Below are 21,153 nucleotides of genomic sequence, written 5' to 3' on the forward strand. Positions count from 1 at the left end.
CAGACCAGGGGAGAGGGGACGCCGTGCCAGCGACAGGCGACGGCTCGGCCCGGGTACGCCCGGCCGACCGCCCGAAGCGCCCGGCCCGGCGCCCCGCGGTCCCGCCCCAGGCGGCGCAGACCCACGTCGCGGTGTTCCGCTCGCGCAGCGGACTCGGCCGCCCCGGCGCCGCCTGGGCCCGCTTCCAGCGCGGCCTGGCCCGCCCGCTGACGCCGTACTACCTGATCCTGGGCTCGGCCGCGATGATCCTCGGGCTCGGCCTGGTGATGGTGTTCTCCGCCTCCCAGATCGAGGCCCGCAACGACGGCCTGCCGTTCGCGTACTTCTTCGAGAAGCAGCTCACCTCGGTCGTCATCGGCGGCGGCCTGATGTACGCCGCCGTCCGGATGCCGGTCCGGCTGCACCGGGCGCTGGCCTACCCGCTGCTGCTGGTGGTGATCGGACTGCTGGTGCTGGTCGCCGTCCCCGGCGTGGGCACCTCGGTCAACGGCAACCGCAACTGGATCAGGCTGGGCGGGCCGGTGCAGATCCAGCCGTCCGAATTCGCCAAACTCGCCCTGGTGCTCTGGGGCGCGGACCTGCTCGCCCGCAAGCAGCAGCTGAGGATGCTGGACCAGTGGAAGCACCTGCTGGTCCCGCTGGTACCGATGGCGGTCCTGCTGCTCACCCTGGTCCTGGCCGGGGGCGACATGGGCACCGCGATGATCATCTGCGCGCTGCTGTTCGGGCTGCTGTGGATCTCCGGCGCCCCGATGCGGCTGTTCGGCGCCGCCGCCGCGGTGGCCATGGGCTTCAGCGCGGCGCTGATCGTACTGGTGCCGCACCGGCTCGGCCGGCTCGACTGCATCGGTGCCACCCACATGCCCGCCGACGGCTCCTGCTGGCAGGCGGTGCACGGGGTCTACGCCCTGGCCGGCGGCGGGACGTTCGGCACCGGGCTCGGCGCCAGCATCGAGAAGTGGGGGCAACTCCCGGAGCCGCACACCGACTTCATCTTCGCCGTCACCGGCGAGGAGCTCGGTCTCGCGGGCACACTGTCGGTGCTCGCCCTCTTCGCGGCACTAGGGTATGCGGGTATCCGCGTGGCCGAACGCACGAAGGACCCCTTCACCAGGTACGCGGCGGGAGCCGCCACCACCTGGATCATGGCTCAGGCCGTGATCAACATCGGTGCGGTGCTCGGACTCCTGCCCATTGCGGGAGTCCCGCTCCCGATGTTCTCCTACGGGGGTTCGGCGCTGCTCCCGGCCATGTTCGCGGTCGGCATGCTGCTCTGCTTCGCGCGCAGCGAGCCGGCCGCGCGCGCTGCCCTGGCGGCGCGGAACAACAGAGCTCGGGGCAGGCTCCTCGGTCTGCCCCAACGGACCATCGCGCGGCTCGGGAAGGCCCGGCAGCGCAGGGAGCGGTGAATTTCGGTGCATGTCGTACTCGCCGGCGGAGGGACCGCCGGACACATCGAGCCCGCGCTCGCCCTTGCGGACGCACTGCGCAGAGCCGATCCCTCGGTCGGGATCACTGCCCTCGGCACCCAGAGCGGACTGGAGACCAAGCTGGTCCCGGAACGCGGCTACGAACTCGCGCTGATCCCCAAGGTCGCGCTGCCGCGCAAGGCCACCCCGGAGCTGATCACCCTGCCCGGACGGCTGCGCGGCGCGGTCAAGGCGGTCCAGGACGTGCTGGAGCGCACCCGGGCCGACGCCGTGGTCGGCTTCGGCGGCTACGTCGCCATGTCCGCCTACTACGCCGCCAAGCGCTCCGGCGTGCCGATCGTGGTGCACGAGGCCAACGCCCGCCCCGGCGTGGCCAACCGCTACGGCGTCCGGTGCACCGACTTCGTCGCGGTGAGCACCCCCGACAGCAAGCTCCAGCACGCCCGCTACATCGGCATCCCGCTGCGCCGGGCCATCGCCACCCTGGACCGGAACGCGGCCAGGCCCGAGGCCCGGGCCCACTTCGGCCTGGACCAGCGGCTGCCGACGCTGCTGGTCTCCGGCGGCTCCCAGGGCGCCCGGCGGCTCAACGAGACCGTCCAGGCGGTCGCCCCGCGGCTCCAGCAGTACGGCGTGCAGATCCTGCACGCGGTCGGGCCCAAGAACGAGCTCCCGCACGTCGACGAGATCCCCGGGATGCCCCCGTACCGGGTGCTGCCGTACCTGGACCGGATGGATCTGGCCTACGCCGCCGCCGACATGATGCTCTGCCGGGCCGGGGCGATGACCGTCGCCGAGCTCAGCGCGGTCGGCCTGCCCGGTGCCTACGTGCCGCTGCCGATCGGCAACGGCGAACAGCGGCTGAACGCGCAGCCGGTGGTCCGGGCCGGGGGCGGACTGCTGGTCGAGGACGCGGAACTGACGCCCGAGTGGGTACTGGGCCAGCTGCTGCCGGTGCTGACCGACCCGCAGCGGCTGTGGGACATGAGCCGGGCCGCCGCCGAGTTCGGCCGCCGCGACGCCGACGACCTGCTGGTCGGCATGGTGTACGAGGCGATCGCCGGCCGCCGCCGTGCCTGACCGCGCCGCCGCCGCGGCACCGGCCGCGCCGCCCGCCGACCGGCCCTGGGCCGGCCCGGGGGCGGCCCGGCTGCGGCTGTCCCGGCGCGGCTTCGCGGTCCTCGGCGCGCTGCTGGCGGCGCTGCTCGGGACCGCCTGCTGGCTGGTGTACTTCTCCTCGGTGCTGGGTGTGCGGACGGTCGCGGTCAGCGGTACCTCGGTGCTGACCCCGGCTCAGGTGCTGGCGGCGGCACGGGTTCCGCTGGGCGGGCCGCTGGAGCGACTGGACACCGGGGCGATCCGGGCCCGGGTGCTGAACGCGCTGCCCCGGGTGGCCCAGGTGCGGGTCAGCACCGACCTGCCGCACACGGTGCGGCTGCGGATCACCGAGCGGGTGGCGGTGGCCGCGGTCAGGGACGACGACGGCCAGTACACCCTGGTCGACGCGACCGGGGTGCGGTTCGCCACCGGACCGGCCGCCCCGGCCGGGGTGCCGGTGGTCGAACTCGCGCTCTCGGCACCGGGAAAGGCCGCGCTCGCGGACTTTCCGGAGGCCGCCCTGGTCGACGGCGCGGTACTGGTCACCAAGGCGCTGCCGCCTTCGGTGGCCAAGGACACCAGGGCGGTGGTCGTGCATTCGTACGACGACATGGAATTGCAACTCGTCGGTGGCGCAACGGTTCTGTGGGGAAGTCCGGAAAGGGACGCGCGCAAGGCGGTGGTGCTCGCCGCACTGCTGAAGCAGAAGGCGACGACCTACGACGTCACCGCCCCGGACGACCCGGCGCTGCGGAGTTGACGCCGCCTCGGACCGGACCACCCCCGGGGGTGAACCCGGCGACGAATGCGAAGGCGACCCCGGTGGCAACTCCGGACGATTGATCACATAGGCTCACAAGAAAAATCGACAGGCTCGGCGTGTCCGTTGAATGGATTCGCGTGGAGACCTAGTGTCCTGTGACAGTAGATGATGGAAGAGTGACACAGCATTAACCCTAAACCTCACGGTCAGGGTTCGGGTGGGGAGTCCCGCCCCTTCGGCACCGTACATCCGAGGCGAGAGGCCTTCGACGTGGCAGCACCCCAGAACTACCTCGCAGTCATCAAGGTCGTCGGCATCGGCGGCGGTGGCGTCAACGCCATCAACCGGATGATCGAGGTCGGGCTCAAGGGCGTCGAGTTCATCGCGATCAACACCGATGCGCAGGCCCTGCTGATGAGCGACGCCGACGTCAAGCTCGACGTCGGCCGCGAGCTCACCCGCGGCCTCGGCGCCGGAGCCAACCCCGACGTCGGCGCCAAGGCCGCCGAGGACCACCGCGAGGAGATCGAGGAGGTCCTCAAGGGGGCCGACATGGTCTTCGTCACGGCGGGCGAGGGCGGCGGCACCGGCACCGGCGGCGCGCCCGTGGTCGCCAACATCGCCCGCTCGCTGGGCGCGCTCACCATCGGCGTGGTCACCCGGCCGTTCACCTTCGAGGGCCGCCGCCGCGCCAACCAGGCCGAGGACGGCATCGCGCAGCTGCGCGAAGAGGTCGACACGCTGATCGTGATCCCCAACGACCGGCTGCTGTCCATCTCCGACCGACAGGTCTCGGTGCTGGACGCGTTCCGCTCGGCCGACCAGGTGCTGCTGTCCGGTGTCCAGGGCATCACCGACCTGATCACCACCCCGGGTCTGATCAACCTGGACTTCGCCGACGTCAAGTCGGTCATGTCGGACGCCGGTTCGGCGCTGATGGGGATCGGCTCGGCCAGGGGCGAGGACCGGGCCAAGGCGGCGGCGATCATGGCGATCTCCTCGCCGCTGCTGGAGGCCTCCATCGACGGCGCGCGCGGCGTGCTGCTCTCCATCTCCGGCGGCTCCGACCTCGGCCTGTTCGAGATCAACGAGTCGGCGCAGCTGGTGGCCGAGGCGGCGCACCCGGAGGCGAACATCATCTTCGGCGCGGTGATCGACGACGCGCTCGGCGACGAGGTCCGGGTGACCGTGATCGCGGCCGGGTTCGACGGCGGCCAGCCGCCGACCATCGTCCGCGACCCGGTGGTCCGTTCCGGCCAGGCGCAGAACGCGCCGACGGAGCGCCCGAGCGAGTTCAACCGCTCCGGATCGACGGCGGCCGGGCGCAGCATCCACACCATCGGCAGCGTCCCGCGCGCCGAGGAGCCCGCGCCGCGCCACGTCGAGCCCCCGGCCCCGCCGCAGGTGCCGCACGTGCCGCAGACCCGTCCGCCGTACGTGGAGTCCCCGGCCGAGGAGCTGGACGTCCCGGACTTCCTCAAGTAGTTCCAGCCAGTAGGCTGATCTGCATGATCGGCCAGCGGCTCAGCAACGACCAGGGTGCTCACTTCGCCTTCACCGACCGGTGGGGCGGGGTGAGCACTTCGCCGTTCCAGGAGCTCAACCTCGGCGGGGCGGTGGGGGACGACCCGGCCACCGTGCGCGAGAACCGGAGCCTCGCCGCCGCCGCGCTGGGACTCGACCCGGCGGACGTGGTCTGGATGAACCAGGTGCACGGTCGGGAGGTGGCGGTGGTGACCGGGCGTCAGCCGGAGGGGTCGGCGCCGAGCGTGGACGCGCTGGTCACCGACCGCCGGGGGTTGGCGCTGGCGGTGCTCACCGCCGACTGCGTGCCGGTGCTGCTGGCGGACCCGGTCGCGGGGGTGGTCGCGGCGGCGCACGCCGGACGGCCGGGGCTGGCGGCGGGGGTGGTCCCGGCGGCGGTGGCGGCGATGCTCGACCTCGGCGCGGTGGCCGAGCGGATCACCGCGGTGATCGGTGCTTCCGTCTGCGGGCGCTGCTACGAAGTGCCGACAGCGCTCCAAGACGAGATCACCGCTCTCGAACCGGACACCCGCTCGCAGACCAGCTGGGGCACCCCGGCGCTGGACCTCCCGGCCGGGGTCCGCGCCCAACTCACCCGCCTCGGCGTGGCCGTACGCCCCGAGCCGCACAGCTGCACCATGGAGTCGGCGGACCACTTCTCCTACCGCCGCGAGCAGCGGACCGGCCGCCTCGCGGGCTACGTCTGGCTGGAAGGCGCGCACCGATGACCGAGAATCCACCCCCGGGGCTGCCCGCGGACCCCACCCCCGGGCAGCGGGCGCGGCACGGCGAACTGGCCGCCGGGCTCGCCGCGGTGGAGCAGCGCATCGCCACGGCGTGCGCCGCCGCCGGGCGCCCGCGCGACGAGGTCACCCTGGTGGTGGTCACCAAGACCTACCCGGCCTCCGACGTCAGGCTGCTGAGCGGGCTCGGGGTCACCGACGTCGCCGAGAACCGCGACCAGGACGCGGCGCCGAAGGCGGTGGAATGCCGTGATCTTCCCCTCAGTTGGCATTTTGTCGGTCAATTGCAGACAAATAAGGTCCGTTCCGTTCTCGGGTACGCCGACCGAGTGCATTCGGTTGACCGGTTGCGACTGGTGGAGGCACTCTCCGCTGGAGTCCTGAAAACCGGGCGCGCCGCTTTGGGCTGCCTGATCCAGGTCGATCTCGGGGGTGATTCCGACGCGGGTGAATTCGCCGGCGGCCGTGGTGGAGCGCTCCCGGGCGCCGTGCCGGAACTGGCCGATGCGCTGGAGGCCGCCCCTGGCTTGAGACTTGACGGTGTGATGGCGGTGGCGCCGCTGCTCGGCCGCTTCGCCGGAAACCCCCGCGCCGCTTTCGACCGGCTCGCGGAAATCGCATCCCGTGTACGGGAGGCGCATCCTGCTGCGACGATGGTCTCCGCAGGGATGAGTGGCGACCTGGAACAGGCCATCGCAGCCGGAGCGACACATGTGCGCGTCGGAACGGCGGTACTGGGTGCGCGGCCACCCCTCGGGTAACGTCACCGGGTAGAAGATCAGATCGCAGAACAAATCAGGACAAGTTGGAATCTCCCCTTCATTCAAGGGGAAGACCGTGGATCGTGGAACCACTCCGCCGCACTGAGCTGAATCCGACGGGGCGCGTACCGGTGACGAAGTCGATCCACCACAGAGCGGAGGACAGGAGTATGGCCGGCGCTGTGCGCAAGATGGCGATCTACCTCGGCCTCTTGGAGGACGATGGCTACGACGTCCAGAGCTACGACCCGGACGACGAGGACTACGGCCCCGAGCCCGAGCCGCTGCGGACCGGACGCACCGAGGAGGTGCCCCGACCCGTCCCCGCGCCCACCGCGCCGGCTCCCTTCGTGGCGCCGATGCGCTCCGAACCCAGGATGGCTCCAGTGTCGTCCATCACACCAGAACGTCGACATGTCGAGAAGAGCGCCCCGGTGATCATGTCCAAGGCCGCCTCCGAGCGCGAGCCCTACCGCATCACAACGCTGCACCCGCGGACCTACAACGAGGCCCGTACCATCGGGGAACACTTCCGTGAGAGCACTCCGGTGATCATGAATCTCACGGAGATGGACGACACGGACGCCAAACGCCTCGTAGACTTCGCGGCTGGACTGGTCTTCGGCCTCCATGGAAGCATCGAGCGGGTGACGCAGAAAGTGTTCCTGCTCTCTCCTGCTAACGTCGATGTCACGGCGGAGGACAAGGCCAGGATTGCCGAGGGTGGGTTCTTCAACCAGAGCTGACCAGGGCAGGACGATTACGTGTGGATCACGTGACGCCGGGTAGTGATCGAATCGCTCCCGGCGGGCGAACGTAGGACCTGATGGACCGAGCGACAGGAGGGGAGGGGCAGTGAACGTCGTATGGCAGGTGCTGTACATCGTGCTGTACTGCTACTTCGGGATCCTGCTCGCCCGGTTGGTCATGGACTGGGTGCGCCAGCTGGCGCGCGACTGGCAGCCCGGCCGCGCCATGATCGTGGTGTTGGAGTGCATTTACACCGTCACCGACCCCCCACTCAAGTTCCTGCGGCGGCACATTCCGCCGCTGCGTCTTGGAAGCGTGGCGCTCGATCTGTCCTTCCTCGTACTGATGATCACTGTATTGATCCTGATCTCCGTCGTGGAGGTTCTGTGAACCACGCAGACGTCCGGCAGTCCGAACGATCACGTTGAGGTGAAGAGATGCCATTGACCCCCGAGGACGTGCGGAACAAGCAGTTCACGACCGTCCGCCTCCGCGAAGGCTATGACGAGGACGAGGTCGATGCCTTCCTCGACGAGGTCGAGGGAGAGCTGACTCGACTGCTCCGCGAGAACGAGGACCTGCGGGCCAAGCTCGCCGCGGCCACCCGTGCCGCCGCGCAGAACCAGCAGAACCTGCGCAAGGAGCAGGACCAGCACCAGCGTTCCGGCCCGCCCGTCCCGGCGGCCATATCCGGCCCGCCGGTCCCGCAGCAGGGCATGCCGCCGCAGATGCAGTCGCAGCAGCAGATGCAGCAGACGCAGATGCAGCCCGCCCAGCAGCAGATGGGCCAGCAGCAGCAGATGGGCCACCCCGGCCCGCCGCAGCTGCCGAGCGCGCCGCAGCTTCCCGGCGCCCCGCAGCTCCAGGGCCCGCCGCAGCTCCAGGGCGGGACCATGGGCGGCCAGCAGGGCTTCGTCGGCCAGATGGGTCAGCCGCAGCAGATGGGCCAGCCGCAGCAGATGGGCGGCCAGCTCCAGCCGATGCAGCAGCAGATGCAGCCGCAGCAGATGCAGCAGATGCAGCAGCCGTTCCCGCAGCAGCAGCAGAGCCCCGGTGGCGACAGCGCGGCCCGCGTTCTGGGTCTGGCCCAGCAGACCGCCGACCAGGCGATCGCCGAGGCCCGGTCCGAGGCCAACAAGATCGTCGGCGAGGCCCGCAGCCGCGCCGAGGGCCTGGAGCGGGACGCCCGTGCCAAGGCCGACGCGCTGGAGCGGGACGCCCAGGAGAAGCACCGGGTCGCGATGGGCTCGCTGGAGTCCGCCCGCGCCACGCTGGAGCGCAAGGTCGAGGACCTGCGCGCGTTCGAGCGTGAGTACCGGACGCGCCTGAAGTCCTACCTGGAGACCCAGCTGCGCCAGCTGGAGTCGCAGGCGGACGACTCGCTCGCCCCCTCGCGCCAGCCCGCCACGGCCTCGCTCCCCCCGGCCGCGATCCCGCAGCCCGCGATGACCCCGGTCGGTGCCTCCCCGATGAGCAGTGGTCAGACCTTCGGTGGTCAGCCCAGCTTCGGCGGCGGCAGCGGCCAGACCTTCGGCGGCCAGCCCAGCTTCGGCGGCAACAGCTTCAACGCGGGCAACGGCCAGCAGCACCAGAGTGCCGGTGGCCAGCAGCAGATGGCTCCGGCGATGACGCAGCCGATGGCCGCGGTCCGTCCGCAGCCGCCGCTACAGCAGGCTCCGCAGCCGATGCGCGGCTTCCTGATCGACCAGGACGACGAGGGCTGACCCGCCACCGCCGAGGCCGCTTCGACACCGGGCACCGGGCTGACCGCTTCCCAGACGGCCGGCCCGTCGCCCAGGCCCTGACGTAGGAACCACCTGCTCGCCCCCTGCCGGAACGTTCCGGCAGGGGGCGACGGCGTTCCCGGGCGGCCTGCCGGAAGCGGGCGGCCCGCCGGAGGCGGTATCGGGAGCGGGAACGGAAACGGCGGCGGGGTCGGCGGAGACCTGCTCCGCCGACCCCGCCGCCGTGTGTGGCCGCCGTCCGCGCGGTCAGGCCTTCCGCAGCCAGAAGGTCAGCCCCAGCGCCTCGTCGGTGAACGGCGCGGCCTCGGCCCAGTCGGCCTCGCCGGAGGCGAAGTCGGTGGCCAGCACCTCGTCGGCGATCAGGGCCGCGTGCACGCCCAGCGCCTCGGCGGTGTCGGCCTCGGCGGCCAGGTAGCGCAGCGCGATCCGGTCCGCGACGTCCAGGCCGCTGTTCTTGCGGGCCTCCTGCACCTGCCGGATGGCGTCCCGGGCGAGCCCGGCGAGCCGCAGCTCCGGGGTGATGTGCAGGTCGAGCGCGACCGTCGCGCCGGACTCGTTGGCGACCGCCCAGCCCTCGCGCGGGGTCTCGGTGATGATCACCTCGTCCGGTCCGAGCTCGACCGGCGCGCCGTCCAGCTCGACCACCGCGCGGCCGTCGGTCCGCAGCGCGGCGGCCAGCGCGGCGGCGTCGGCGGCGGCGACCGCCTTCGCGACCTCCTGCACGCCCTTGCCGAAACGCCTGCCGAGGACCCGGAAGTTGGCCTTGGCGGTGGTGTCCACCAGCGAGCCCCCCACCGCCGACAGCGACTCCAGCGCGGTGACGTTCAGCTCCTCGGCGATCTGCGCCAGCAGTTCGGCGGGCAGTTCCTCGTACCCCTGGGCGGCGATCAGCGCCCGGGACAGCGGCTGCCGGGTCTTCACCCCGGAGTCGGCGCGGGTCGCCCGGCCGAGTTCCACCAGCCGCCGGACCAGCGTCATGTGCCGCGACAGCGCCGGGTCCACCAGTGCCTCGTCGACCACCGGGAAGTCGGACAGGTGCACCGAGACCGGCGCCGCCGGGTCCACCGGGACCACCAGGTCCTGCCACACCCGCTCGGTGATGAACGGGGTGAGCGGGGCCATCAGCCGGGTCACCGTCTCCAGCGCCTCGTGCAGCGTCCGCAGCGCGGCGGGCTCACCCTGCCAGAACCGCCGCCGGCCGCGCCGGACGTACCAGTTGGACAGGTCGTCGACGAAGGCCGAGAGCAGCTTGCCGGCGCGCTGGGTGTCGAAGCCGTCCAGCGCCTCGTCCACGTTCCGGACCAGCAGGTTCAGCTCGGACAGCAGCCACTTGTCCAGCAGCGGCCGGTCCGCCGGGGCCGGGTCCGAGGCGGACGGGGCCCAGTTCGCGGTGCGGGCGTAGAGGGCCTGGAAGGCGACGGTGTTCCAGTAGGTCAGCAGGGTCTTGCGGACCACCTCCTGGATGGTGTTGTGGCCGACCCGGCGCGCCGACCAGGGCGAGCCGCCCGCCGCCATGAACCAGCGCACCGCGTCCGCGCCGTGCTGGTCCATCAGCGAGATGGGCTCCAGGATGTTGCCGAGGTGCTTGGACATCTTCCGGCCGTCCTCGGCCAGGATGTGGCCCAGGCAGACCACGTTCTCGTACGCGGACCTGTCGAAGACCAGCGTGCCGACCGCCATCAGCGTGTAGAACCAGCCGCGGGTCTGGTCGATCGCCTCGGAGATGAACTGCGCCGGGTAGCGCCGCTCGAACAGGTCGGCGTTCTTCAGCGGGTAGCCGTACTGCGCGAACGGCATCGAGCCCGAGTCGTACCAGGCGTCGATCACCTCGGGCACCCGGGTCGCCGGGGCCGCGCAGCTGGTGCAGGGGAAGGTGACCTCGTCGATGTACGGGCGGTGCGGGTCCAGGTCGGACAGGTCGCGGCCGGTCAGCTCGGACAGCTCGGCCAGTGAGCCGACGCAGGTCAGGTGGTCCTGCTCGCAGCGCCAGATCGGCAGCGGGGTGCCCCAGTAGCGGTTCCGCGACAGCGCCCAGTCGATGTTGTTGTTCAGCCAGTCGCCGAAGCGGCCGTACTTGACGGTCTCCGGGAACCAGTTGGTCCGCTCGTTCTCCCGCAGCAGCGCGTCCTTGACGACGGTGGTGCGCACGTACCAGGACGGCTGCGCGTAGTACAGCAGCGCGGTGTGGCAGCGCCAGCAGTGCGGGTAGCTGTGCTCGTAGGGCACGTGCCGGAACAGTCGGCCGCGCGCGGCCAGGTCGGCGACCAGCGCCTCGTCGGCCTTCTTGAAGAACTGCCCGCCGACCAGCGGCAGGTCGGGCTCGAAGGTGCCGTCGGCGAGCACCGGGTTGACCATCGGCAGCCCGTAGGCGCGGCAGGTCGCGAGGTCGTCCGCGCCGAAGGCGGGGGCCTGGTGGACCAGGCCCGAGCCGTCCTCGGTGGTCACGTACTCGGCGTTGACCACGTAGTGCGCGCCGTCCACCGGGACCAGCTCGAACGGGCGGTCGTAGGTCCAGCGCTCCATCTCGGCGCCGGTGAAGCGCTCGCCGGTGGCCTCCCAGCCCTCGCCCAGCGCCTTGGCCAGCAGCGGTTCGGCGACCACCAGCCGCTCGGTGCCGTCGGTGGCGACCACGTAGTCCACCTCGGGGTGGGCGGCCACCGCGACGTTGGAGACCAGCGTCCACGGGGTGGTCGTCCACACCAGCAGCGAGGCGGTGCCCGCCAGCGGTCCGGAGGTGAGCGGGAAGCGGACGAAGACCGACGGGTCCACCACGGTCTCGTAGCCCTGGGCCAGCTCGTGGTCGGACAGGCCGGTGCCGCAGCGCGGGCACCACGGCGCCACCCGGAAGTCCTGGACCAGCAGTCCCTTGTCGAAGATCTGCTTGAGCGACCACCACACCGACTGGATGTAGTCCGGGTCCATGGTGCGGTAGGCGTCGTCCAGGTCGACCCAGTAGCCCATGCGGTTGGTGAGGGTGGCGAAGGCGTCGGTGTGCCGGGTCACCGACTCCCGGCACTTGGCGTTGAACTCGGCGACGCCGTACGCCTCGATGTCCTGCTTGCCGGAGAAGCCCAGCTCCTTCTCCACCGCCAGCTCGACCGGCAGCCCGTGGCAGTCCCAGCCGGCCTTGCGGGCCACGTGGTGGCCCTTCATGGTCTTGTAGCGGGGGAAGACGTCCTTGAAGACGCGGGCCTCGATGTGGTGCGCGCCGGGCATGCCGTTGGCGGTCGGCGGGCCCTCGTAGAACACCCACTCGGGACGGCCCTCGGACTGCTCCAGGCTGCGCTGGAAGATCTTGCCGTCCTGCCAGAAGGACAGGATGCCGTGCTCCAGCGCGGGCAGGTCCACCTGGGCGGGTACGGGGCGGTACTGGGTCATACGGGTCCTCCGGCGGCGCGAGAGTGCGGCGTTCAGCATTCGGCTTCCGACGGAGGGACGAGGCCACCGGCCCCGCGGTACCACCCTCCTTGGCCGTGCGGACTCGCACGGCCCCCTCATTAGGGGTCGCTGCCGGCTCTACTCGGCCCCGGCGCGGGGCCTTTCCTCCGGCGGCTCCGGGGTGATCTTCCCGCCGCGCACACCCCCAGGCTTCCACCGTCCCTGGATCGCTCTCGGCTGCGTACCGCGGTACTCGTCCCCATCCACGCCTTGCGCGGCCAGTCTATAGCGCCCGGCAAGCCGATTTTCGCTCCGCTGCGACACCCGTGCGCCGGGCGACGCGCCGGTAACGATGACAGAAGGCGATTATCGGGTGACGTTCTGGGCACACATCCGGGGAGTGAGCCATGGGGTGTGCTGCGGTATGTCTCATTGTGATGGCGTTTGTCACGCATTATCTTTCCGGCACTGAACCGTTGCGGCGTGAAGGGGTCTGAGGCATGGCGGACAAGGCAAGAAGCGGGGCGGCTCGCGCGCGCTGGAGCGGTTGCCACCCGGTGACCGCGGCCGAACCGGGGGAGCGGGCGGTGGTCCGGCGCAAGACCGGCGCGGCCACCGCCAAACCGGCGGCGGGCCACGCCCGGATGGACCCGGTGGCCGTGGCGCCGGTGGCGGCGGTCCCGGACACCGGGCCCGGCGCGCTGCCGGTGCGCCCCGGCGAGGACCCGTGGACCCAGGACGAGGTCACCGAGCTCCAGGAGCAGCTGCGCGGCGAGGCCGCCACGCTGCGCGCCGAGATCCAGACCTCGGAGGAGACCGTCAGCGGCCTGATGCGGGACTCCGGCGACGGCGCGGGCGACGACCAGGTGGACGCCGGGACGAAGAACATCTCCCGCGAGCACGAGCTGTCGCTGGCGGCCAACGCCCGCGAGATGCTGGAGCAGACCGAGCGGGCGCTGCTGCGGCTGGCCGGTACCGGCTTCGGCCTGTGCGAGTCCTGCGGTCAGCCGATCGGCAAGGCCCGGGTGCAGGCGTTCCCGCGGGCGACGCTGTGCGTGCAGTGCAAGCAGAAGCAGGAACGCAGATAGCGCGGTCCGGCACAGCCCGCGGCCGTCGGCCGCGGACGGCGGGCGCAGGTCGTCGAGAGTCGGTCCGGGTTCCGGCCCCTCCTCCGGGGGGAGGCGTCGTACCGTAGGCTCAAGGACGAAGGTCCACTCGACTCGACTCGCCGCAGCGGAGCGCATCATCAGTACCCCAGGTTTCCAGAAGGCCCCGGTGGGTGGGTCCACCCCGGCCGCCGACGGCGCGGAGCCGGCCGTGGCTCCCGGGCGCCGCGGGCGCCGTGTCGGCGTCCTGCTGACCGTGGCACTGGCCGCGTACCTGCTCGACCTCGGCAGCAAGCTGCTGGTGGTCGCCCGCCTGGAGTACCACAACCCGATCCACATCCTGGGTGACTGGGTGATGCTCCAGGCCACCCGGAACCCGGGCGCGGCCTTCGGTATGGGCGCGGCGATGACGATCGTGTTCACGATCATCGCGACCACCGTGGTCGTGGTCATCTGCCGGCTCGCCCGCAAGCTCTACAGCCTGCCCTGGGCGATCGCGCTCGGGCTGCTGCTGGGCGGGGCCTTCGGCAACCTCACCGACCGGATCTTCCGCGCGCCCGCCGTGTTCCGCGGCGCGGTGGTGGACTTCATCTCGGTGAAGCACTTCGCGGTGTTCAACCTGGCCGACTCGGCGATCGTCTGCGGCGGCATCCTGGTGGTCATCCTCTCCTTCCTGGGCACCAACCCGGACGGCTCGGTGCAGGGCGAGCCGAAGCCGGAGCAGTCCGAGCCGCGGCCGCGGGGCGACCAGCAGGACTGATGCCGGTCGGTCGGGGCCGCCGCGATCCGGCATACTCGGACGGTGACCACCGATCCCCAGCTCCGCAGCCTGCCCGTACCCGACGGCCTCGAAGGCGAGCGTGTCGACGCCGCCATCGCCCGCATGTTCGGGTTCTCCCGTACCAAGGCGGCCGAACTGGCGGCCGAGGGCAAGGTCACCGTGGACGGTTCGGCCGTCGGCAAGTCCGACCGGGTCATCGCCGGGTCCTGGATGGAGGTCGAGCTCCCGGCCCCGCCCGCGCCGGTCCAGATCGTCGCCGAGCGCATCGACAACATGTCGATCGTCTATGACGATGAACACATCGTGGTGGTCAACAAGCCGGTGGGGGTGGCCGCCCATCCCAGCCCCGGCTGGACCGGGCCGACCGTCATCGGCGGCCTCGCCGGTGCCGGGTACCGGATCTCCACCTCCGGCGCCTCCGAGCGGCAGGGCGTGGTGCACCGGCTGGACGTCGGCACCTCCGGGCTGATGGCGGTGGCCAAGTCCGAGGCCGCCTACACCTCGCTCAAGCAGCAGTTCCGTGACCGGGTGGTGGAGAAGAAGTACAACGCCCTGGTCCAGGGCCACCCCGACCCGATGTCCGGGACGGTGGACGCGCCCATCGACCGCCACCCCAGCAGCGACTGGAAGTGGGCCGTGGTCGCCAACGGCAAGCCCTCGGTCACCCACTACGACCTGATCGAGGCGTACCGGGCGGCCTCGCTGCTGGACATCAAGCTGGAGACCGGCCGCACCCATCAGATCCGGGTGCACATGTCGGCGCTGCGCCACCCCTGCGTCGGCGACCTGACCTACGGCGCGGACCCGACCCTGGCCAAGCGGCTCGGCCTGACCCGGCAGTGGCTGCACGCGGTGGAGCTCGGCTTCGAGCACCCGGCCACCGGGGAGTGGGTGGTGTTCCGCACCGAGTACCCGGAGGACCTGACCCGCGCGCTGGAGATCATCAGCTCCGAGAGCTAGGACGGGCCCCGGGACCGCCCGCTACCTGGACGGCGGTACAGCGCACCGCACGCCGCGCCGAGCGCTGGCAGGCTGATCCCGACAGGGCTCCGGACCGGAGCCCCGAGGGAAGGGGCGTCCGGCGGCGATGGCGCAGCTGATCCTCCTCTTCGTGGTCCTGCTGTTCGCCATCATCAGCACCCCCGTCGCGGAGCGGGTGGGAGTGCCGCAGCCGGTGCTGATGACGCTGATCGGCATCGTGATGGCGGTGCTGTGGTTCGTGCCCAGCATCACCGTCCCGCCGGAGCTGATCCTGCCGCTGGTGCTGCCGCCGCTGATCTACGCCGCCGCGCAGCGGTCCACCGTCAGCTACTTCCGGTCCAACCTGCGGGTGATCCTGCTGCTGGCGGTGCTGCTGGTGCTGGTGACCACGGCGGCGGTGGCACTGGCCTGCCACTGGATCATCCCGGCGCTGCCGGTCAGCGCGGCGGTGGCGCTGGGCGCGCTGGTCTCGCCGCCGGACCCGATCGCGGCGGCGGCGGTGGCCGGCAGCGTCGGGCTGCCGCGGCGGCTGATGGGCATCCTGGAGACCGAGGGCCTGTTCAACGACGTCACCGCGCTGGTGGTGTACGGGCTGGCGGTGGACGCCGCGGTCAAGGGCGAGTTCTCGACGCTGGGGGCGGCCGAGCGGCTGGTGCTGTCGGCGGTGCTGGCGGTGGTCATCGGGGTGGGCCTGGGCTGGCTCAGCGGGAAGGTGATGGCGCTGCTGCACGACCCGACGCTACAGGTGGCGCTGAGCCTGCTGGTGCCCTACGCGGCGTACCTGCTGGCGGACGAGCTGCACGGCTCCGGGGTGCTGGCGGTGCTGGCCTGCTCGCTGTGGATCAACGACCAGGCGGTGGGCGCCGACGACGTCGGCTACCGGCTGGTCGGCGAGGCCTTCTGGGACGTGGTGGAGCTGCTGATCTCCGGGATGGCCTTCGGTCTGATCGGCCTGGAGCTGAGCAGTGTGCTCAGCACCGTCGGCAAGCACTGGACCGCGATGCTGGGCGACGCGGTACTGGTGATCGTGGTGGTGGTCGGCGTCCGGTTGGTCTGGCTGCTGCCCGGGGCGTGGGTCACCGACAGCTGGGACCGGGCGCGCGGTCGGCGCGAGGAGGCGGCGCCGATCGGCTGGCGCGAGTCGACGGTGCTGTGGTGGTCGGGGATGCGCGGGGTGGCCTCGGTGGCGCTGGCGCTGGCCGTCCCGTTCACGGTCGACGGCGGCGCGCCGTTCCCGCAGCGCCCGGAGATCATCTTCGTGGCCTTCTCGGTGGTGCTGTTCACGCTGCTGGTCCAGGGGTTGACGCTGCCGCTGGTGGTCCGCGCGCTGGGCCTGAGCCGGGATCAGGACGCGGAGGACGCGGCGGAGCGCCAGCTCTGGTACCGGGCCTCCAAGGCCGGGCTGCGACGGCTGAAGGAGCTGGCGGCGGCCGAGGACCTGCCGGACGACCTGGTGGACCGGCTCCGCCAGCGGCAGACCGACCTGCTCGCCCGGCACCGTCCCGACCTCTACGACGAGGAGCAGATGCGCGAGCTGCGCGAGCGCCGCCGCCGGGTCCGCCGGTTCACCGAAGTGGAGCAGCAGATGCTGGCCGCCGGGCGCCAGGAGATGCAGGAGGCCCGGATGGAACCGGGCTCCGATCCGGAGCTGGTCGACCGGGTGATCCGCAAACTCGACCTCCGCAGCACCCGCCGCTGAGCCGCCTCGCGGCCGGTGCGCTCAGCGGAGGCAGGTGCGCTGCCATTCCGCATGATCCTGCACGACTCGGAAGGGTCGTGGGCCAGTGTCCGGTACCTGGTCCAGGCACGCAGCTGGTGGGAGGGGCAGGGCAGGCCGGAACTCACGTGCTTCGGGCTCTCGGTCACAGCTGGGGGTGAGCAGCGGGTGTGGCTGGGTGCGGCTTCTTGTCCGGGTTTGCCAGGGTTGTAAATATTTGTTATATTTATAGCTTATGTCGATATAACGTCCACGATGAGGGGTGCTCGCGGTGTGTCGTGGGTCTCACTTCGAAATTCTGGTGACGGTCGGTCAGAAACAGCTGACGAGCCGTCAAGGATGAGCGGCGGCAACGCCCCTATGTCTTGATGGTGCGTCAGAAATACTCTGCCAGGCCGCCGTTGTGAGCCCCAGTCCGATGTCGCCGACGCCGCAAGCGAAGTAGCATCGACCGGGTCGTTGACGAGATGAGGACCCATGACCACGGCCGTACGCCACTCCACGGTGGGGCAGGACTCCACGGTGGAGCTCGACGCCGCACCCAGCGGGCTCGCCCTGTTCTCCGGAGCCCCGGCTCCGGAGCCGCGCACCCTGCTGGACATCCTCGACGCCACCACCCGGGACCACCCGAACGAGCCCGCGCTGGACGACGGCAGCACCGTGCTGAGCTACCGCGCCCTCGCCGCCGAGGTCGACACCCTGCGCGCCGCCCTCGCCGCGGCCGGGGTCGGGGTCGGCGACCGGGTCGGGATCCGGGTGCCCTCCGGCACCGCCGACCTCTACGTGGCGATCCTCGCCGTCCTCGCCGCGGGTGCCGCCTACGTGCCGGTCGACGCCGAGGACCCGGACGAGCGGGCCGCGCTGGTCTTCGGCGAGGCCGCCGTCTGCGCGGTCGTCGGCGCCGAGCGGCTGGTCACCCCGGTCGCCGAGCCGCACGGCCGCCCCGGCCGCCCCGGCACCGGCGACGACGCCTGGATCATCTTCACCTCCGGCTCCACCGGCAAGCCCAAGGGCGTCGCGGTCACCCACCGCAACGCCGCCGCCTTCGTCGACGCCGAGGCCGCGCTGTTCCAGCAGGAGGAGCCGCTGGGCCCGGGCGACCGGGTGATGGCCGGGCTGTCGGTCGCCTTCGACGCCTCCTGCGAGGAGATGTGGCTGGCCTGGCGCTACGGCGCCTGCCTGGTCACCGTCCCCAGGGCGCGGGTCCGCAGCGGCGCCGACCTCGGCCCCTGGCTGGTCGAGCAGGAGATCACCGCGGTCTCCACGGTGCCCACCCTGGCCGCGCTCTGGCCCGCCGACGCCCTCGGCGACGTCCGGCTGCTGATCTTCGGCGGTGAGGCCTGCCCGCCGGAGCTGGCCGAACGCCTCGCCACCGAGGGCCGCGAGGTGTGGAACACCTACGGCCCGACCGAGGCCACCGTGGTCGCCTGCGCCGCCCCGCTCACCGGCCGCGCCCCGGTCCGGATCGGCCTGCCGCTGGACGGCTGGGAGCTCGCCGTCGTCGACGCCGCGGGACAGGTCGTCCCGATGGGCGAGAGCGGCCAGCTGGTCATCGGCGGCGTCGGCCTCGCCCGCTACCTCGACCCGGTCAAGGACGCGGAGAAGTACGCCCCGCTGGAGTCCACCGGCTGGGAGCGCGCCTACCGCAGCGGCGACCTGGTACTGGCCCAGCCCGAGGGCCTGGTCTTCCTCGGCCGCGCCGACGAGCAGGTCAAACTCGGCGGACGCCGGATCGAGCTCGGCGAGGTCGACGCAGTGCTCCAGTCGCTCACCGGCGTCACCGGCGCCGCCGCCGCCGTCCGCACCGCCCGCGGCGGCAACCAGCTGCTGGTCGGCTACCTGGCCACCACCCCCGACTTCGACCACGAGGCCGCCGTCGCCCGGCTCCGCGCCGAGCTGCCGTCCGCCATGGTCCCGCTGCTCACCCAGGTCGACGAGCTGCCGGTGCGCACCTCCGGCAAGGTCGACCGGAACGCCCTGCCCTGGCCGCTGCCCGCGCTCGACCAGGTCGGCGCCGCCGAACAGCTCTACGGCACCGAGGCCTGGCTCGCCGAGCAGTGGAGCGAGGTGCTCGGCGTGCCCGTCGGCAGCGCCCGGGCCGACTTCTTCGCCAGCGGCGGCAGCAGCCTCGGCGCCGCCCAGCTGGTCACCCTGATCCGGCGGCGCTACCCGCACGCCGCCGTCAGCGACATCTACCAGTACCCGGTGCTGAGCGCCCTCGCCGCCCGGCTCGCGGCCGGCAGCCAGGACGACGCCGCGGTCCGCGAGGTGGTGCCCACCCCGCGCCGCGCCGGAGCCGTGCAGCTGCTGCTCACCCTCCCGCTGCTGACCGTCGTCGGCCTGCGCTGGACCGTGGTGCTGGCCGCGCTCTGCGACGTCCTCGGCTGGCAGCCGACCACCTCCTGGTGGGGGATCGCCGCCGCCGCGGCCGTGCTGTGGACCCCGCCCGGACGGATCGCCATCGCCGCCGGGGGCGCCCGGCTGCTGCTGCGCGGCGTCCAGCCCGGCGACCACCCGCGCGGCGGCAGCGCGCACCTGCGGCTGTGGGCCGCCGAACGGCTGGCCGAGCTCAGCGGCGCCACCGCGCTGTCCGGCTCCTGGCTGGTCCGCTACGCCCGGGCGCTCGGCGGCAAGGTCGGCGACGACGTGGACCTGCACACCCTGCCGCCGGTCACCGGCTGGCTGCGGCTCGGCAAGGGCTGCGCGGTCGAGGCCGAGACCGACCTCTCCGGCTGGTGGCTGGACGGCGACGTGCTGCACCTCGGCCCGGTCCGGGTCGGCGCGGGCGCCACCGTCGGCACCCGCAGCATCCTGTTCCCCGGCGCCCGGGTCGGCAAGCGCGCCGAGATCGTCGCCGGATCCGCGGTCACCGGCCAGGTCCCCACCGGCCAGCGCTGGGCCGGCGCGCCCGCCGCCAAGACCGGCCGGGCCAACCACAACTGGCCCGAGCAGCGCCCGCCCCGCAAGGCCCGCTGGGCGCTGATGTACGGCGCCGGCGGGATCGGCCTGACCCTGCTGCCGCTGGTCGCCGCCGCCGCCGGGATCGGCGTGCTGGCCGCGCTGTGGCCCGCCTCGCCGTGGCCCGGCATGCTGCTCGCGGTCCCGCTGGCCACCCTCACCGGCGCGCTCACCTACGCGCTGCTGATCCTGGTCGCGGTCCGGCTGCTCAGCCTCGGCCTGCGCACCGGCCACCACGCCCTGCACAGCCGCACCGCCTGGCAGGCCTGGACCGTGATCCAGCTGATGGACCTCGCCCGGGGCAGCCTCTTCCCGCTCTACGCCAGCAGCCTCACCCCGGTCTGGCTGCGGGCGCTCGGGATGAAGGTCGGCCACGGCGTCGAGGCCTCCACCGTGCTCGCGCTGCCGTCCATGACCACCGTCGGCGACGGTGCCTTCCTCGCCGACGACACCCTGATCGCCCCCTACGAACTCGGCGGCGGCTGGCTGCGGATCGACGCCGCCGAGATCGGCGAGCGCGCCTTCCTCGGCAACTCCGGGATGACCGCGCCCGGCCGCAGCGTCCCCGACCGGGGCCTGGTCGGGGTGCTCTCGGCCACCCCCAAGAAGGCCAAGAAGGGCAGCTCCTACCTCGGCATGCCGCCGATGAAGCTGCCCCGCCGCGCCGACTCCGCCGACCAGGGCCTGACCTATGCCCCCTCGGTCGGGCTCCGCTGGCAGCGCGGCCTGGTCGAGTCGCTGCGGCTGGTCCCGGTGATGCTGTCGGTCGGGCTCGCCCTCGGCGTGCTGGCGGTGCTGCGGGAGCTGGCCCGGAGCCAGGGCTACGCCGTGGCCGGGCTGCTCTCCGGCGCGGTGCTGCTCGCCGCCGGGCTGCTCGCCTGCCTGGTCTCGCTCACCGCCAAGTGGCTGCTGATCGGCCGGTTCACCGCCGTCGAGCACCCGCTGTGGAGCGGCCACGTCTGGCGCGACGAGCTCGCCGACACCTTCACCGAGGTGCTGGCCGCGCCCTGGCTGCTGAACGCCGTCCCCGGCACCCCGCTGATGAACCTGTGGCTGCGCGGCCTCGGCGCCCGGATCGGCCGCGGCGTGTGGTGCGAGAGCTACTGGCTGCCCGAGGCCGACCTGGTCACCCTCGGTGACGGGGTCAGCATCAACCGCGGCTGCGTGGTGCAGACCCACCTGTTCCACGACCGGATCATGCGGATGGATTCGGTGGTGCTCCAGGAGGGTGCGACGCTCGGCCCGCACGGTATCGTCCTGCCGGGGACCACGATCGGGGCCCGGACCACCCTCGGCCCGGCATCCCTGGTGATGCGCGGCGAGACCGTGCCCGCGGACAGCCGCTGGCTCGGCAACCCGATCGCCGCCTGGCCACGCACCTGACCCGGTGCGGTCAGTCCCCAGTCGCGGCAACCCCG

General features: G+C 72.2%; 15 protein-coding genes. 14 read left to right on the forward strand and 1 reads right to left on the reverse strand.

The features are described from left to right. The first annotated feature begins 23 nt into the window (after positions 1-23). From ftsW to GXP74_RS10345, 9 genes are all read left to right on the forward strand, one after another. Complete coding sequence (ftsW, locus tag GXP74_RS10305; RefSeq protein WP_182451191.1) at positions 24-1,409, forward strand: putative lipid II flippase FtsW; 1,386 nt, start codon at positions 24-26, stop codon at positions 1,407-1,409. 6 nt (positions 1,410-1,415) lie between these two features. Then, positions 1,416-2,510: an undecaprenyldiphospho-muramoylpentapeptide beta-N-acetylglucosaminyltransferase gene (gene murG / locus GXP74_RS10310; protein WP_182451192.1), complete on the forward strand. Its 1,095-nt coding sequence runs from the start codon at positions 1,416-1,418 to the stop codon at positions 2,508-2,510. Then, positions 2,503-3,288, forward strand: a complete 786-nt coding sequence (locus tag GXP74_RS10315) for a cell division protein FtsQ/DivIB (protein WP_182451193.1) — start codon at positions 2,503-2,505, stop codon at positions 3,286-3,288. Before murG ends, GXP74_RS10315 begins: the two co-directional genes overlap by 8 nt. Positions 3,289-3,561: 273 nt before the next feature. Then, positions 3,562-4,776, forward strand: coding sequence for a cell division protein FtsZ (gene ftsZ / locus GXP74_RS10320; RefSeq protein WP_182451194.1), 1,215 nt, complete (start codon positions 3,562-3,564; stop codon positions 4,774-4,776). Between the two features lie 23 nt (positions 4,777-4,799). Then, positions 4,800-5,543, forward strand: a complete 744-nt coding sequence (pgeF, locus tag GXP74_RS10325) for a peptidoglycan editing factor PgeF (RefSeq protein WP_182451195.1) — start codon at positions 4,800-4,802, stop codon at positions 5,541-5,543. Then, entirely contained in the window at positions 5,540-6,319 is a 780-nt protein-coding gene (locus GXP74_RS10330) for a YggS family pyridoxal phosphate-dependent enzyme (protein ID WP_182451196.1), read from the forward strand. The genes pgeF and GXP74_RS10330 overlap by 4 nt, the downstream gene beginning before the upstream one ends. Positions 6,320-6,489: 170 nt before the next feature. Continuing rightward, positions 6,490-7,065 carry a cell division protein SepF gene (locus GXP74_RS10335; RefSeq protein ID WP_182456345.1) on the forward strand — a complete coding sequence of 192 codons (576 nt, stop codon included), beginning with the start codon at positions 6,490-6,492 and terminating at the stop codon, positions 7,063-7,065. Positions 7,066-7,174: 109 nt separating this feature from the next. Continuing rightward, positions 7,175-7,459: a YggT family protein gene (locus GXP74_RS10340; RefSeq protein WP_182451197.1), complete on the forward strand. Its 285-nt coding sequence runs from the start codon at positions 7,175-7,177 to the stop codon at positions 7,457-7,459. 47 nt (positions 7,460-7,506) lie between these two features. Next, positions 7,507-8,793, forward strand: coding sequence for a DivIVA domain-containing protein (locus tag GXP74_RS10345; RefSeq protein WP_182451198.1), 1,287 nt, complete (start codon positions 7,507-7,509; stop codon positions 8,791-8,793). 267 nt (positions 8,794-9,060) lie between these two features. Here the strand turns inward: GXP74_RS10345 and ileS are convergent, their stop codons facing one another. After that, complete coding sequence (gene ileS / locus GXP74_RS10350; RefSeq protein ID WP_182451199.1) at positions 9,061-12,192, reverse strand: isoleucine--tRNA ligase; 3,132 nt, start codon at positions 12,190-12,192, stop codon at positions 9,061-9,063. A 500-nt stretch (positions 12,193-12,692) separates the two neighbouring features. On the opposite strand from ileS, the gene GXP74_RS10355 reads away from it, so the two are divergent. The 5 genes from GXP74_RS10355 to GXP74_RS10375 all read left to right on the forward strand — a co-directional run bounded on the left by GXP74_RS10355 (position 12,693) and on the right by GXP74_RS10375 (position 21,118). Further along, the gene (locus tag GXP74_RS10355; RefSeq protein ID WP_182451200.1) at positions 12,693-13,280 is read left to right on the forward strand and encodes a TraR/DksA family transcriptional regulator; all 588 of its coding nucleotides are present in this window, start codon (positions 12,693-12,695) and stop codon (positions 13,278-13,280) included. A 187-nt stretch (positions 13,281-13,467) separates the two neighbouring features. Next, positions 13,468-14,058: a signal peptidase II gene (gene lspA, locus GXP74_RS10360; RefSeq protein WP_370468409.1), complete on the forward strand. Its 591-nt coding sequence runs from the start codon at positions 13,468-13,470 to the stop codon at positions 14,056-14,058. A 42-nt stretch (positions 14,059-14,100) separates the two neighbouring features. Continuing rightward, positions 14,101-15,039 (forward strand): RluA family pseudouridine synthase, encoded by a 939-nt coding sequence (locus GXP74_RS10365; protein ID WP_182451201.1) that lies wholly within the window; start codon positions 14,101-14,103, stop codon positions 15,037-15,039. Positions 15,040-15,166: 127 nt separating this feature from the next. Further along, positions 15,167-16,759, forward strand: a complete 1,593-nt coding sequence (locus GXP74_RS10370; RefSeq protein ID WP_182451202.1) for a Na+/H+ antiporter — start codon at positions 15,167-15,169, stop codon at positions 16,757-16,759. 495 nt (positions 16,760-17,254) lie between these two features. Beyond that, positions 17,255-21,118: a Pls/PosA family non-ribosomal peptide synthetase gene (locus tag GXP74_RS10375; RefSeq protein WP_182451203.1), complete on the forward strand. Its 3,864-nt coding sequence runs from the start codon at positions 17,255-17,257 to the stop codon at positions 21,116-21,118. The last annotated feature ends 35 nt before the right edge of the window (positions 21,119-21,153 follow it).

The organism is Streptacidiphilus sp. P02-A3a, assembly GCF_014084105.1.
Classification (GTDB): domain Bacteria; phylum Actinomycetota; class Actinomycetes; order Streptomycetales; family Streptomycetaceae; genus Streptacidiphilus.

Coding starts and splice junctions, on each gene's coding strand:
- pgeF (WP_182451195.1), top strand. CDS start 4,800: ATGATCGGCCAGCGGCTCAGCAACGACCAGGGTGCTCACTTCGCCTTC.
- GXP74_RS10330 (WP_182451196.1), top strand. CDS start 5,540: ATGACCGAGAATCCACCCCCGGGGCTGCCCGCGGACCCCACCCCCGGG.
- GXP74_RS10345 (WP_182451198.1), top strand. CDS start 7,507: ATGCCATTGACCCCCGAGGACGTGCGGAACAAGCAGTTCACGACCGTC.
- GXP74_RS10355 (WP_182451200.1), top strand. CDS start 12,693: ATGGCGGACAAGGCAAGAAGCGGGGCGGCTCGCGCGCGCTGGAGCGGT.
- GXP74_RS10370 (WP_182451202.1), top strand. CDS start 15,167: ATGGCGCAGCTGATCCTCCTCTTCGTGGTCCTGCTGTTCGCCATCATC.
- GXP74_RS10335 (WP_182456345.1), top strand. CDS start 6,490: ATGGCCGGCGCTGTGCGCAAGATGGCGATCTACCTCGGCCTCTTGGAG.
- GXP74_RS10375 (WP_182451203.1), top strand. CDS start 17,255: ATGACCACGGCCGTACGCCACTCCACGGTGGGGCAGGACTCCACGGTG.
- ileS (WP_182451199.1), bottom strand. CDS start 12,192: ATGACCCAGTACCGCCCCGTACCCGCCCAGGTGGACCTGCCCGCGCTG.